The following is a 13,809-nucleotide window of genomic DNA, read 5'->3' as shown; positions in this document are numbered from 1 at the left end:
GACCGGCACCGCGCTGTTGGCCGTGGGTGAGCGCGGCCGCCGCGCCCTGATCCGGGTCGTAGCCCCGCACTTCGTCGCGGGCGCCATCCTGCTCGATGGCCGGATCGGTGGGACCGTCCCCATCTTGTAGTGGGCGAGGGGGCTGACCGTCGACGACTTCCACAAGCGCGCCCTGCACAGGGGCTGGAAGGTCCAGATGCCAGACGACTTTCGCTACACCCATGCCCTCTGGTCGCTCTAGGACCGGAACGCGCCCGCCGAGGTAGTCGTGAAGGGCTACGCCGTCTGTGCCGTCTGCGGGGCAGGGGAGAGCCAGCTGATCGACGAGATGTGCTCTGCCGGGCCGCAGCAGCGCATCCAGATCTGCGGCGGCCGCGACTATAACAACTGGGACCGGGTGCAGGAGGTCATGGCCCCTTTCCGAGATCGGGACGTCTTCATCATCCAAGGCGGGGCGCGCGGCGCCGACTTTCTCGGGAAGGTCTGGGCCGTGCTGTACGCCGCCGGGCATCGTGAGTTCCGGGCCGCGTGGAAGACGCAGGGACGCTCTGCGGGGGCCCGGAGAAATACCGAGATGCTTGTTGTGGGGAAACCGACGCTCGTCATCGCCTTCCCCGGGGGCCCCGGGACCGCAGACATGATCTACCAGAGCATCGGCAAGAAAGTCCCTGTGAGGGAGATTTCCCCCTGAGAGCGATCCCCCACAGAAGGGGGGTCCGTGTGGGGGATTTGTGGGGGATCTGAGAAATCAGGTCCTCTTTTTTTGGGACGGGGTGGGACGGGCCCCCTATGCTCTGAAAGCCCTTATTTATAAGGTCCGGGACGGGGTGGGACGGCCGGGACGGGGGTCAGGGCAACTTTTGGCGTCCCGACGAAGACAGGGCTCCCCGAGGGCCCCCACAGCGATGGGGCAGGCCCCTATTCCACTTTTCGCTGGAAGCCAGCACTTAACCCTCTTACCCCCGTCCCATAGATTTGGAGTAGTATAAGTAGTTGAAAATAAAGGGGGAAATGCTGGGACGGCCCCCCCGTCCCACCCCCGTCCCACCCCGTCCCATTTCTCAGGGATGCTGTGGGGAATTTCTGGGGGAGGTATGCTGGGTGTAGGAAGCCGAGGGTCATTGTGGGGGAGCTGTGGGGGAAATCCCCAGAAATAGGTCTGTCATGCTGACATATCCGAAAAATTGGCGAGATCCGGGGCTCAGCGCAACCCCCGGAGGCCCCCACCCATTAGGAAGGACCCAAGCGACCTGCTCGCAACGCTGTTTTTCTGCTCACTGGCAGAGATGGGTGCTACCTTCCGGGCCTGCGACATGCCGAAAGCGAACGACACTGACGGCCGGCATCATGGAACTGTTTGCACGGCAGGAGCGAGAGCCGATCACTGGCGAATTGAGGAAGCACTAGAGCTGTAAAAGCCCGCGATGCGGCCGGGCGAGAAGTGGCAGGCCTTGAACGTCCGAAGCCTCTTTGACCGGTTCCGACATATTGGTCGTTTCCGGTCCCGGCTGGGTTGTTAGCGAGCACCATCTTGGAGCGGATTGCTTTCGTGCCCGCCGAATGGGCATGGGCACGCGCAGACATCCGCTACGGCGTCACCAGGTTCGTCAAAGAACTATCACGCCGCTCCGGACGTTACCCTATTCCGAGAATGTGACAGTTGTGCACTTGGTAGATAGGTAAGCCTGTAGGCCGCGCAGTCCTTTCTCGCGCCCGAAACCGCTGTCCTTGCGTCCCCCCACCGGGGTTTCCACACCGCCGGCAAGATAGCCATTCACGAAAACCTGGCTGACGTTCAACGCGCGAGCGAAAGCCAGGGCGCGATCCATGTCGCGCGTGTAGATTCCGCCTACTAGCCCGTAGTCGCAGTCGTTCGCCAATTCGGTGGCCGCCGCAGCATCCGGCACCTCGGACACGGCGAGTACTGGGCCGAAAATCTCTCGCCTTGAGGCCTGACTGTCGGGCCTGGTTCGCAGGATGGTCGGAGGATAGAAATAGCCGGGCAAGTCGGTAACCTCGGCTGGCTTGCCTCCAAGCAGAACCGTATCGCCGTCCCTTTCAGCCTGGACCAGGGCGTCGCCAACCCGGTGGAACTGCGCCTTTGATGCCAGCGGGCCAAGGTCCGGATCATCCAATCCATGACCCAAGGTCAGTCTCTTCGCCCGCTCCACGACCTTGTCCAAAAGCGGCTCGGCCACCGGCGCTTCCACGATTAGCCGTGCCGAGGCCGCGCAGATCTGTCCAGCGTTCCAGAAAATGCCGCGCACCACGCCATCGGCGGCACGGTCTAGGTCGGCATCCCGCAGGACTACCAACGGCGACTTGCCTCCGAGCTCCAGCGTCACTGAGGCCAGGTGCTGGGAGGCCGAGGCCATCACCTTCTTGCCGGCGGCAACGGACCCGGTAAAGGTCACGTGGTCCACATCCGCATTCCCGCTTAACGCCGCGCCTGTGTCTCGCCCGCCCAGCACGATGTTGAGAACCCCATCCGGCAGCCCGGCAGCTGTGCAGATATCGGACAGGATCAGCGCGCTTAGGGGTGTCGTTTCGGCCGGCTTGGCGACCACGGTGCAGCCTGCCGCCAGTGCGGGGGCCAGCCCGCGCGCCAGCATGGCCAAGGGCGCGTTCCACGGCACGATCTGCGCGTTTACGCCCACGGGTTCCAGTTCTGTCCAGGCAAGCATTCCCTGCCCCAAGGGGATCGTCTCGCCCTCGATCTTGTCTGCGACGCCGGCGTAGTACTCAAAGAAGCGCGCCGCGGTCCGCACGTCGCCCCGCGCCTGTTTCAACGGCTTGCCCATGCAAAGGGTCTCTATCGCGGCAATTCGGTCCTCGTTAGCCGCGATGGCCCGGCTGATCGCCGTCAGCAGCCGTCCCCGCTCGACCGGCTTAGTAGCGCGCCACTGACCGTTCAGTGCGGCGCGGGCCACCGCGACGGCCTCGTCGATCCAATCTTGGCCGCCATCCGGCGATCCGGTCAGCCGCGCAACACGCGCGGGATCGGCCAGTTCCAGCCGCTCCTCTCCCGGCACGGTCTGGCCGCCGATACGGTGACCGACGATCACCGAACCGAGATGATCCAGTGACGTGTGCAGCTTCATGTGAGCCTCCTGGCAAGGTTCTGGCTGGCCATCCGGCAAAGCGCCCAGATCGTCAGCGTGGGGTTCACCGCGTGGCAGGAGGGAAACACCGCGCCTCCCATAACGTACAGGCCGGGTGTGTCGTGCACCTCGAGATCAGGTGAAACGACTGTGACGTCGGGATCCTCGCCCATCCGGCAGCCGCCGAGATCATGGCAGCTTCCGATCCCGGTAAAGACAGGACCGGGCCAGACACGCGCTGCCCCCAAGCCGCGATGCAGATCCTCAGCCTCGAAGATCATGCGCTGGTACAGGCGGTTCTCGTGACCACGGATGCGGTAGGTGGCCCGGACCACCGGAAGCCCAAGCCCGCTCGTGTCGTGACGCAGCGGATCCAGTGTCAGCCTGTTGTCGCGATAGGGCAGAGTGTCGGTCTGGATGCGGATGGCAAGCCGCTCGTTCCAGGCCCGCACATGTGCCTTCCATTCGGTTCCCCAATTGGGAGTATCGGGAGGCAGCGGTTCCCGCGCGATCTGGATCGGCAGCAGTTGGTTCTCGACCGATAGGGTGCCGCCCCCGGCCAGTCCCGAAGCGGCGAGGAAGTCGGAGGTCAGGAAATCCTCGATTACCAACCCCTGTGCGCCCGGCCCGGTATGGCGGTTGAACTGCTGCCCCGGGTAGCTGCCATAGACGCTGGGAAACTGCTTGGTCATGAAATGGCGTCCGAGTTGGTCGGAAGAATTGCCAAGACCATCGGGGTGCGCGCTGTCACCCGATAAGTACATTAGACGCACGTTCTCGAAGGTATAAGCCGACAGGATCACCGCGCGCGCCACCTGAATCCGTTCGCGGCCCTGCGCGTCGACAAAGTCTACGCCGCTGGCACGGCCGCTGGAGTCGGTGCGAATGCGCAGGACTCGGGCGCCCGTACGAAGGCCTAGCCCCCCGGTTGCTAGCGCCGCGGGCAGCAGGTCATCGTTGGGCATCCAGCGCGCGGCCCCCGGGCAGCCCGTGCCCTCGCCCCAGGGCGAATACTCCATGGCAGGGCGGCCGGCATAGGGCACGGTGTTCTGACCGACCGGAACCGGTTCCGGGTGCAAGCCTCGCCCTCTAGCGAACTTCTCGAAAAAGGCACCGACGGCGAACTCCCGCGCGGGCGGCATCGGCAAGCCGGTGCGGCGCGGGATGAATGGATGCGTGTCGGCGCCGGCGATCCCGACAAGCTGCTCCAGTGCCTCATAATGCGGCTCCAGCGCGTCGTAGTCCAAGGGCCAGTCAGCCACGGTGCAATCGTCGTCCAGCCCCTCGAGCCGGCCAAGGTCGGACAGGGTGGAGCGCATGCGGAACTGGTGCGGATGCATCCGCCGCAAACGCGCCCCGTAATGCACTAGCGAACCGCCGACGCCGTTGCACATGCGCCCAAGCGAGAACGGCATCGGCACGGGATCGGCGCCTTCGCCGTCGCACCATGTGGGTACCTCGGAGTTGAATTTCTCACCGAACCCCGCACGGCAGTAGTATGCATAGGTCAGTTCGTCCGGGCGCTTGCGGTCGCTTTTGCGGTGCTCCCCGGCTTCGAGGATCACCACCTTCAAACCCGCCTGCACCAACCACGGGCCGACCAGAGCTCCGACGCCGCCACCGCCCACAATCACAACGTCGGCCGCGTCGATGTTTTCTGCTGACGTCTTGGGCGGCGCTGCGCGAGGGGCGGGTTCGCCTATCACGTCCTTCAGGGACGGAATGGGCCCCTCGCCGGGATCGGTGGAGGCGCCAAGGTTGTCTTCTGCGGTGTGAGACAGCACGACGCCCGGAAAGCCGATCGATCGCCAGCCGCCGCAATCGAGGTTGCCGCCATGCACCGGATCGGCGAACAGGCCCTCGGTCAGGTGGCGCCGGAGGATTGAGAAGAACGACGTCTCGCGCTGTGCATCGATGCCGAGCTCCCCCCTCGACAGCCGTTCCAGGAGGGTCACCTGCGCATCGGCCGGCAACTCTGCGAACCTGGAGCCGTGGGCCGAAACCGCCACATGGTCAAGCGCGGCAAGGCACTCCGTGTAGGTTGACCGCGCCGCCTGCTCCGCCCCGGCCAGCGCCCGGTCGACATAGCGCACCACGCCTAGCGCAGCTCCATCTGGTCCTGCTGCATCCGCGGGCCACATCACCGCAACCGCGGCGGACAGAATTGCCGCTTCCCCGGGGCCGAGCGTCGCGTAGCCTTCGGCCGGCGTAACGTCCGGAAGTGGTGTCACGACGTCGCCTCGAGCACGCCGCCCTGATCCATCAGCCGCTTGCGCAGCGCGTGCGCGTCCAGAGATCGCAAGGAGCCGCCGCTTTCGGCGGTCATGGCAGCCGCCAGGCCGGCTGCCTGTCCCGTTGCCATGCAGGTCCCGACCGCGCGTGTATCGGCGCGCCGGCTTTGTGCGGCGGAAATCCGGCTGCCGGCAACCAGCAGGCAGTCGGTGCCGTTCACCAGCAGGCTGCCGAACGGAATGCCGAAGATCTCAGCATCCGCGACCCCGCATCCTAGTGCAATGACCGGCGCTCCGGCGTCGGTCGCGGTGTCCATCACCACATCGCCCTTCGCATAACGGCCACCCGAGAACTCTACCTGAGGTGCGACGGCGGCAAGGCCGGCTTCGCTGAACCCCGGTAGGCTCTCTCGCAGGAAGGCGATGATCGTCTCTATTTGGGCGTGCAAGCCGGTGTAGTTGTCGCTCGCAGCCTCGACGGTGCGATCTGCCGGAACCTGCACATTTGCCGCGCGGACGTAAATTTCCCGCCGCAACGCAGAGGTCGGCGCGATCTCGATTGCCTCCAAATCCGGCAGCCGGCCGCCCGGCCCCATCGCCCCCGACAGGAGCGGCGATTCGCGCGGCACCTTCAGGATCGGTACTCCTTGCTCGCGGAACTTCGACAAAGCGTCGGAGCGGTCCGAGAACCGCGTATGGCGCAGCAGAGAGAAGTTGCTCGGCGTCTCGCTAGCCCGGGCAAGCAGCGCGCCGGCGTCAATGCCGGACATGCGCATCGTCAGGTCGACCTTCCGCGTATCCGCATAGACGCCATCCTCCTGCACGGCGTTCGACAACGTCGTGAACACGTCGCCTTCAGCACTGGCGTCGATAGTCACTTTGGCGCGGATCAAGCTGCGGCCGCGCTTGTTGCGCACGATCACGCCGTGCACGCGCCCCTCATCATCCTTTACCACCTGGTCGACCGCCGTATACATCAAGACCGATACCCCGGACCCGAAAACCAGCTCGGTCAATGCCAACTTGGCCGCCTCCGGGTCCATGCAAATGACGTTCCGCCGGTCGAAATCGCAAACCACCGCGCTTCGCCCGTCGAATTTCTCGCAGCCCCTGAGCAGGTCGTCCGCGAACCCGCCCAGGATCCGCCGCCCGTCCAGCGCAATTGCACCATCGACTGGCCGACCGGTCAGCAACTCGCCGCCCAGCATCGGCGCGCCGTCCACAATAGTGACACGCGCACCATTCCGCGCGGCAGTCACCGCCGCAGAAACGCCCGCGGCGCCCCCTCCGACAACCAGAACGTCAGTATCAATATCCCAGATCGCGTTGCCCATGTCCTGACCTCTTCCTCGTTCGTTAATGTGTGCCGTCCAGAATGGCGCCCTGGTCCAGAAGTCTCTCCCTCAACCGAGACAGCGGCACCTCGCCCAGCACCGGGTGCGGGTCATTTCCGTCGCTGGCGATAGCTGCGGCGGTGCCGATGGCCTGACCCATTGCCATGCAGGTGCCCATAACTCGCGCCGAGCCATGCGCTTGTCGGTCGGCCGACAGGCAGCGCCCGGCGACGGCTACATTCTCAATCCCCTTGGGCAGCAGGCAGCCCAGCGGGATGTCATAGGACCCGCCGTCTCGGATCGGCTTGCGAACCTGATCGGTGCCCCCGCCATGGATGTCGACGTGGTGGCCGCCTTTGGCGATGCCGTCTGTGCGCTTCACCGCCGCCAGCACGTCGTCGCCGTCCAACGTCTCTTCGCCCACGATCCGCCGCGTTTCGCGTATACCGATGCGGGGGGCAATCCCGGCGAAGGCAGCGTTCTCGAAGCCCGGCACGCGCTTGCGCATGAAGCTCTGGCAATTCCAGACCTGGTCGATCAGCTGGGGCATCGTCGCGCTGAGCGCGCGGGTGTCTGTCGCGTCCACGTTGGCCACACGGGTCGTATTTAAGGCCACCTCGCGGCGGCGCATCGACACCGGCGTGACCCCGATCAGGGCCGTGGGATAAAGCTCTCCCGCCTCGATGGATTTTGCCATCAGCGGGCCGTCGGCCTTGAGGAACAGCTTGGGATAGCCCTGCTTGATCAACGCTCGCAGGCATTCCTCGCGCGTTTCCTTGATCCAGGGGTTTTCCCGCAGCGCGAGGTTTTCCTCTTCCTCCTCTGCAAATTGCATCAGGCGGTCACTGTCGACGCCTGCCATCCGGAAGACCATGGTAACAGGCTGATATGCGCCCTTGCCGTCGCCACTGAGGAATTCGGCGCCCGCGCCAACGGCGAGGTCGCCGTCCCCCGAGCAATCCAGAAATGTGCCAGCGGAAATTAGCGTGCGCCCGTTCCGGTTTAGGACAGAGATCGCTTTGACACGACCGCCATCAGTGACGACCTCGTCGACAAAGCTGTTTAGCAGGATCTTGGTCCCCGCCTTGTCCAGTTGCCTCGCGACGGCCAGTTTCATGGTCTCGGGGTCGCAGCAAACGACCCAAATAGTGCGCCAGTCAAAGAAGGCGCCGACGAAACCGTCCAGCGCTTTGCACTCTTCCAGCAGACCGTCGAGAAACCCGCCAACGATCCACTCTCCCCGCGTGTTGAGGCAGCCGTCGATAGGAATGCCGGACAACAGCTCGCCGCCCAGCATGGGCCCGGCATCGATCAGCAGCGTATCGGCGCCGTTGCTGGCGGCCGCGTGAGCCGCGGCGATCCCGGCGGCGCCGCCGCCAACGACGACCACGTCGTGGTGGCGAATTGTAAGGGCTGATGTCATGGTCGTTTGCCTCATGGTCTTGGGATGTCTGAGAAACGGGTGTAGTTGCGCACGGCAGCGCTACTCCCGCGCGAAATGACAGGCGACGTGATGGCCGAGTGCTGTCTCGGTCAGGGCTGGACGGCGCTTCTCGCATTCCGCCGGGTCGCCCAGTTCCCGGCGTAGGGCGCACCGGGAACTGAGCGGGCAGCCCGGCGGCGGATTGTCCGGGGAGGGCGGATCTCCCTCAAGAATAATACGTTTGCGGGCGCGTTCGCGCGCCGGGTCGGGAACCGGCACCGCCGATAACAGCGACCGCGTGTATGGATGCAGTGGCTTGGCGTAGATCCGGTCGCGCGGGGCCAGCTCGACGATCTGGCCCAGATACATCACCGCGATACGGTCCGAGATGTGCCTGACGACGGCAAGGTCATGAGCGATGAAAAGCATCGACAGCCCCAGCGAGGCGCGCAGGTCAGCCAGAAGGTTCATCACCTGCGCCTGGATCGATACGTCGAGCGAAGAGACGGGCTCGTCCGCCACGATCAGCGCAGGCTCAAGCGCCAGCGCCCGGCCTATGGCTACACGCTGCGCCTGCCCGCCGGATATCTGGTGCGGGAACCGGTCGGCCATGTCGTCGTGCAGGCCCACCAGCCGCATCAGATCGCGCACTCTGTCGGCCATGGCGGTCTTGTCGCGGAGGCCATGGATAACCAATGGTTCCGCCAAAATCGCACTGATCCGCATGCGCGGGTCAAGCGAGCCGCGCGGATCCTGAAACACGACCTGCATTTTCCGGCGCATGGTCCGCAGACGCTCGCCGTTCAGAGCGCCCAGGTCGGTGCCGTCCAGTTCGACCGTACCGCCGCTGCTGCGGACCAGCTGAAGGATCGCGCGGCCTACGGTTGATTTGCCCGATCCGGACTCGCCCACGAGCCCCAGCGTCTCGCCCGGCGCGATCGTGAAGCTGACACCGTCGACCGCACGCACCTCACCGAACCTGACCGCCAAGTCGGTGACTTTCAACAGCGGTTGGGCCTTCTCCTGAACCTTCAATGTGTCAGGCATTCGTCCCCGCCTTTCCCGAAGTCGGCGTGTCACTGTTCGGCGCGCGCCAGTCATGCCCGATCAGCCAACCGCCGCCCTTGACCTGTTGCGTGCCCCAGCAGCGGGCGGCATGTTCTGGTCCGCTGACGGGATTGGGTGCGAGTGGCGGCGCGGCGCGTTCACAGATTTCTCGTCCGTAGGGGCAGCGCGGGGCAAACCGACAGCCCGAAGGAGGGTCCGCCAGGCTAGGCGGCATTCCCTCTATCGGCACCATGCGCTCGACAACCGGCGCCTCCAGATCGGGCGCTGAACGCAATAGTCCCCACGTGTAGGGCATGGCAGGACGAGCGAACAGGTCATCCGTTGCTGCGGTCTCTACGATCTGGCCAGCATACATCACGTAGACGCGGTCGGTCATGCCGGCTACGACGCCCAGATCGTGGGTGATCATGATTGTGGCCAGCTGCATGCTGTCGCGTAGGGACCGGATCAGTTCCAGAACCTGAGCCTGAAGCGTCACGTCCAGCGCGGTAGTGATCTCGTCGGCAAGGATCAGTTTCGGTCGGCAAGACAACGCAATTGCAATCATAATCCGCTGCCGCATCCCACCTGAGAATTGGTGCGGGTAGCAGCGCATCCGGGTGGCGGGCGAGGGGATGCCCACCAGCTTCATCAGTTCTAGGATGCGCGCCTTCCGAGCCGTGGCGGACAGACGCTCATGCGCGTCGAGACATTCGGCGATCTGGTCGCCGACAGTCATCACCGGATCCAATGCGGTCATGGGATCCTGAAAGATCATCGCGATCTCGCGTCCGCGGATCTTCCGCATGCCTTCGTCAGAAAGTTGCAGGAGGTCTCGCCCCTCGAACAGGATGCGTCCAGGGCCGATGCGGGTATTGCGCGGATCGTGCAGCCGCAGGATCGATTTCGCCGCAGCCGACTTGCCGCACCCTGACTCTCCAACCAGACCAACCGACTCTCCGGCACCGACGCGCAGGTCAATCCCTTCGACCGCCACGATGGCGCCTTGGGCAAAGGAGGTGTGCAGATCATCCAGGTGCAAGAGCGGACGATCGGGCGAACGGGCGGGACCGGATACTGTCATGTCTTGGCACCGGACTTGGGATCCATCTGCTCGCGCAGCGCGTCCTCGAGGAGCGTAACTCCAAGGACCGTCATCAGGATGGCGAGGCCAGAGAACGCGGAGATCCAGGGAGCCAGTTCAAGGTAGTCGAACCCGGATTTCAGGATTGCGCCCCAGCTGGCGGTGGGCGGCTGCACCCCGAGCCCGAGGAAGGAGAGCACGGCCTCAATCAGGATAGCGTGTCCGACCTGCAGGGTCGCCAAAGCAATGACCGGGCCGAGGATATGCGGCAGGATGTGTCGTATAATGATGCGGGGGGCACGGGCGCCCATCGCCAACGCGGCCGTGACGAAGTCGCGCTCTCGCACCGAGAGAACTTGGCTGCGCGTAAGACGGGCGAATAGCGGCATGTCGGCGATGCCGATGGCGATAATGATCGTACTCAGACCGGGCCCGAGCGCCGCCATGATGCCCAGCGCTAGCATGACCGAGGGAAAGGCGAGGATCGCGTCCACCACGCGCATGATCGCATCGTCTAGGAACCCGCGCGAATACCCCGCAAGAAGGCCGAGCGTGACGCCGCAGAACATCGCGAAGCCGACGGCGCCGAACCCGACCATCAGCGCGACCCGACTACCGTACATCAGACGCGACAGCAGATCTCGGCCAAGGTGGTCAGTTCCAAGCCAGTGGGCCGCCGAAGGCCCTTCCAGGAAGGCATTGTAGTCCTGCTTGTTCGGATCGTATGGCGCGATAAGCCCGCAGAAGATCGCGACACCCAGGATCAGAACCACGAGCACCAGTGCGAGGATGCCAAGAGGGCTGCGCAGGCCCCGGGTCGTGCGCGGTCGCGGCACGTAGTGGGGGGTATGTGTGGACACATCAGTCATACCGGATCCTCGGGTCGAGGCGCGCGTAGACCATGTCGGTGACGAAGCTGCTTAGCAGCACGATGAATGCGAAAAGCAGCATGATCGCCTGGATCATGGTGAAGTCGCGGAAGAAGATGGAATCCACCGCCAGACGGCCCAGCCCGGGGATCGAGAATACAACCTCGAGCGCTGCCGCGCCCGCCATCACATGCCCCATCTGCAGGCCGATGATCGTGACCACCGGCAGCAGAGAATTTCGCAGACCGTGGCGCAGGATGACCTGCCGCTCGGTGATGCCCTTACTGCGGGCGGCGGTGATGAAGTCCTCGGTCAGCACGTCCAGCATTGCGGCGCGCACCTGCCTAATGATTACGCCCATCAGGCCAGAGGCCAAGGCGATGGCTGGCATGATCATCAGTCGAATAGATTCCAGCGGGTTTTCCCAGATTGGCACGTAGCCCGACGGCGGTAGCCATTTCAGCCAGACCGCGAAAAACAGCATCAGCATGATGCCAAGCCAGAATGCGGGAATTGCAATGCCCGTAAGCGCCAGGAGGGTGCCGGCCGTGTCCACCCAGGTCCGGCTGTTGACCGCTGCGACGACACCCACCGGAATCGCGACGCAGACCGCGAAGACCATGGCCATCATCGCCAACTGCATGGTTGGCCCGAGCCGCCGCAGCAGCGCTGGCCCGATGGGCTCGTTGGTGCGGAGCGAGACGCCGAAATCGCCCGTTAGCACACCGCCGACCCACTCGAAGTAGCGCACCACAAGTGGCTTGTTCAGCCCTAGCTGCTCTCGCAGGTAAGCGTACCGCTCGGGATCCAGACCACCCTCTTCGCCGAGCATGGCGGTGGCGGTGTCGCCTGGCAGCACGAAGGCGATAAAGAAAGAGATCACGCTGACGATGAACAGCACCACCAACGCGGTCAGTACGCGGCGCACGTAGAAGTTTCGCATTGCCTTTGGACCTTTTCACTTCGGACACCCGCGCACGGGTGCCCGATCAGTGTTGCCTCGGATGCGTCAGCTGGTCACTGTTCCAGCCAGACGTGATGCATCCCCAGACCGGCGGTTTGGTCCAGACCGTGCAGGTTTGCGGCGTAACCGAGTACCGTGGGAATGCGGTACGCCACTAAGTGGACAGCCTCCTCGTGCATGATCCGCTGCATCTCGCGATAGATCTCGGCGCGCTCGTCCATCGAAGTCGCCTGCGCGGCGTCCTCCCACAGCTTGTCAATCTCGGCACTAGAGAAATTAGCCCAGTTCGAAGACGACCCTGTCTTGGTCGTCTGGCGCATCAGCGGCTCGACGTCGGCCGTATTGCCGTGCGACAGCGCCTCGAAGTTGCCTGCGCGTCCGGCATCGATCCAAGGAGTGCGATCCATCAAGTTGATCGAAAGGTCAATTCCGACCTCGGCCAGCATCGCCTGCATGATCTCCAGTGGCTTCACGTCGCGTGGCCGGTTGATCACCTTGACCTCTAGCGAGATGCCGTCAGGGTAACCGGCCTCGGCCAAAAGTTCGCGCGCCTTGTCCGGGTCGTATTCGTAGCGCGGCAGACTTTCGTCATAGCCTGGAACGCCCGGATACCAGCCCCAGTGATATTCCGCCACGGCGGCGCCGAGGCCAACGACCTTAGCCATCGCCTCACGGTTGATCGCATGCTGCACCGCACGGCGTAGACGCACGTCTTGCGCGAAGGGCGTGTCGAGATCCGGGTTAGATGCCATGTAGAAACTCGGATACCCTTTGTCGGTCAGCGGCACCTCGTAAAGCTTCACATTGGGGTCATCCTTCAGCGTGAGGACGTCGGTTTCCAGCAGTTCGGCGACGTGAATGCTGCCGGCGCGCAATTCCACCGCTCCCACCGACTGGTTCGGCACGAAGCGGATGGTCAGCGCGTCGACGTATGGCAGTGGTTCGCCGTCCAGACCCTCCGCCCAGTAGGCCTCGTTCGCCACCATCTCCATTCGGTCATCGGCGCGGAACTCCACCAGCTTGAACGGCCCACTTCCCACTGGGGCACGACCGAACGCCTCGTCCCCGACTTGCTCGGCGGCAGTCGGCGAGACGAAGTAGATGTTGGCCGGGTTGGCCGATGAGAACAGGACTTCGAAAAGCGGTTGCTCCTCTGTGAAGGTCAACTTCACGGTCAGGTCGTCGACCACCTCGACACTTTCCAGGTTGGCGACCGCGTCCTTTCGCGTCGACAACTCGTGATCGCGTGCACGTTCAAGATTCCACTTGATAGCTTCCGCATTCACCGGCGTGCCGTCATGAAAGCTGACGCCCTCGCGCAGTTGAACCACGATAACACCGTCGCCCTCGCGTTCGATCGAGGCAGCAAGCCCCGGTCCGGTGGTATAGGTACCACCTTCTTCTTGCGGTGGGGTGTAGGTGAACAGTCCATCGAAGAGGTTGGGCCAGACGTACGAATTGACGGCGCTCGACAGGTGCGGGTCTAGCGAAGGTACGGCGATCCATTCGGCCTGTACGACCTCGCCGCCGCGCTGGACATCCTGGCTCCAACCGGCGATCGGAGCTGAGACAGCCATGGCCGCCAACACGGCGGAGGAGAGTATCCCTCGCGCCGAGCCACGCAGTCCGGCAAGGTTCAGCCGCCTTGCAACTATTGTCGTCATCTTCATGTTTTCCTCCCTTGGTTGGGCGTCGTTCTTTGCGCCGCCCTTTCGCTCGCGGACGTATCGGCCCCAAGCACCTTCAGAGTTGACGG

10 protein-coding genes are annotated in these 13,809 nt (G+C 64.1%); 1 reads left to right on the top strand and 9 read right to left on the bottom strand.

The features are described from left to right. Positions 1-268 precede the first annotated feature (268 nt). The gene (locus EF888_RS13005) at positions 269-691 is read left to right on the top strand and encodes an SLOG family protein (protein WP_109758186.1); all 423 of its coding nucleotides are present in this window, start codon (positions 269-271) and stop codon (positions 689-691) included. 949 nt (positions 692-1,640) lie between these two features. Here EF888_RS13005 and EF888_RS13000 read toward each other — a convergent pair. The 9 genes from EF888_RS13000 to EF888_RS12960 all read right to left on the bottom strand — a co-directional run bounded on the left by EF888_RS13000 (position 1,641) and on the right by EF888_RS12960 (position 13,723). Continuing rightward, positions 1,641-3,101, bottom strand: coding sequence for an aldehyde dehydrogenase family protein (locus tag EF888_RS13000; RefSeq protein WP_109758187.1), 1,461 nt, complete (start codon positions 3,099-3,101; stop codon positions 1,641-1,643). Next, on the bottom strand, positions 3,098-5,332 hold the full coding sequence (locus EF888_RS12995) for a GMC family oxidoreductase (RefSeq protein WP_109758188.1): 2,235 nt from the start codon (positions 5,330-5,332) through the stop codon (positions 3,098-3,100). Before EF888_RS12995 ends, EF888_RS13000 begins: the two co-directional genes overlap by 4 nt. Beyond that, positions 5,329-6,666, bottom strand: coding sequence for an FAD-dependent oxidoreductase (locus EF888_RS12990; RefSeq protein WP_109758189.1), 1,338 nt, complete (start codon positions 6,664-6,666; stop codon positions 5,329-5,331). Before EF888_RS12990 ends, EF888_RS12995 begins: the two co-directional genes overlap by 4 nt. 22 nt (positions 6,667-6,688) lie before the next feature. Then, positions 6,689-8,089 carry an FAD-dependent oxidoreductase gene (locus EF888_RS12985; RefSeq protein ID WP_164721688.1) on the bottom strand — a complete coding sequence of 467 codons (1,401 nt, stop codon included), beginning with the start codon at positions 8,087-8,089 and terminating at the stop codon, positions 6,689-6,691. A gap of 60 nt (positions 8,090-8,149) precedes the next feature. Further along, positions 8,150-9,124 (bottom strand): ABC transporter ATP-binding protein, encoded by a 975-nt coding sequence (locus EF888_RS12980; RefSeq protein ID WP_241239663.1) that lies wholly within the window; start codon positions 9,122-9,124, stop codon positions 8,150-8,152. Between the two features lie 4 nt (positions 9,125-9,128). Further along, positions 9,129-10,178, bottom strand: coding sequence for an ABC transporter ATP-binding protein (locus EF888_RS12975; protein ID WP_241239662.1), 1,050 nt, complete (start codon positions 10,176-10,178; stop codon positions 9,129-9,131). Between the two features lie 38 nt (positions 10,179-10,216). Beyond that, complete coding sequence (locus EF888_RS12970) at positions 10,217-11,089, bottom strand: ABC transporter permease (protein WP_109758193.1); 873 nt, start codon at positions 11,087-11,089, stop codon at positions 10,217-10,219. After that, positions 11,082-12,032: an ABC transporter permease gene (locus tag EF888_RS12965; RefSeq protein WP_109758194.1), complete on the bottom strand. Its 951-nt coding sequence runs from the start codon at positions 12,030-12,032 to the stop codon at positions 11,082-11,084. Before EF888_RS12965 ends, EF888_RS12970 begins: the two co-directional genes overlap by 8 nt. Before the next feature lie 74 nt (positions 12,033-12,106). Beyond that, positions 12,107-13,723: an ABC transporter substrate-binding protein gene (locus tag EF888_RS12960; protein ID WP_109758195.1), complete on the bottom strand. Its 1,617-nt coding sequence runs from the start codon at positions 13,721-13,723 to the stop codon at positions 12,107-12,109. Positions 13,724-13,809: the final 86 nt, after the last annotated feature.

Origin of the sequence: Silicimonas algicola (assembly GCF_003970735.1) — a bacterium.
Taxonomy (GTDB): domain Bacteria; phylum Pseudomonadota; class Alphaproteobacteria; order Rhodobacterales; family Rhodobacteraceae; genus Silicimonas; species Silicimonas algicola.
The sequence above is the reverse complement of the archived record's forward strand: the minus strand, read 5'-3'. Positions and strand labels throughout refer to the sequence as shown.

What these genes read in the sequence shown, in the direction of transcription:
- EF888_RS13000 (WP_109758187.1), bottom strand. Translation starts at nt 3,101, where the DNA reads ATGAAGCTGCACACGTCACTGGATCATCTCGGTTCGGTGATCGTCGGT.
- EF888_RS12985 (WP_164721688.1), bottom strand. Translation starts at nt 8,089, where the DNA reads ATGACATCAGCCCTTACAATTCGCCACCACGACGTGGTCGTCGTTGGC.
- EF888_RS12960 (WP_109758195.1), bottom strand. Translation starts at nt 13,723, where the DNA reads ATGAAGATGACGACAATAGTTGCAAGGCGGCTGAACCTTGCCGGACTG.
- EF888_RS12970 (WP_109758193.1), bottom strand. Translation starts at nt 11,089, where the DNA reads ATGACTGATGTGTCCACACATACCCCCCACTACGTGCCGCGACCGCGC.
- EF888_RS12990 (WP_109758189.1), bottom strand. Translation starts at nt 6,666, where the DNA reads ATGGGCAACGCGATCTGGGATATTGATACTGACGTTCTGGTTGTCGGA.
- EF888_RS12965 (WP_109758194.1), bottom strand. Translation starts at nt 12,032, where the DNA reads ATGCGAAACTTCTACGTGCGCCGCGTACTGACCGCGTTGGTGGTGCTG.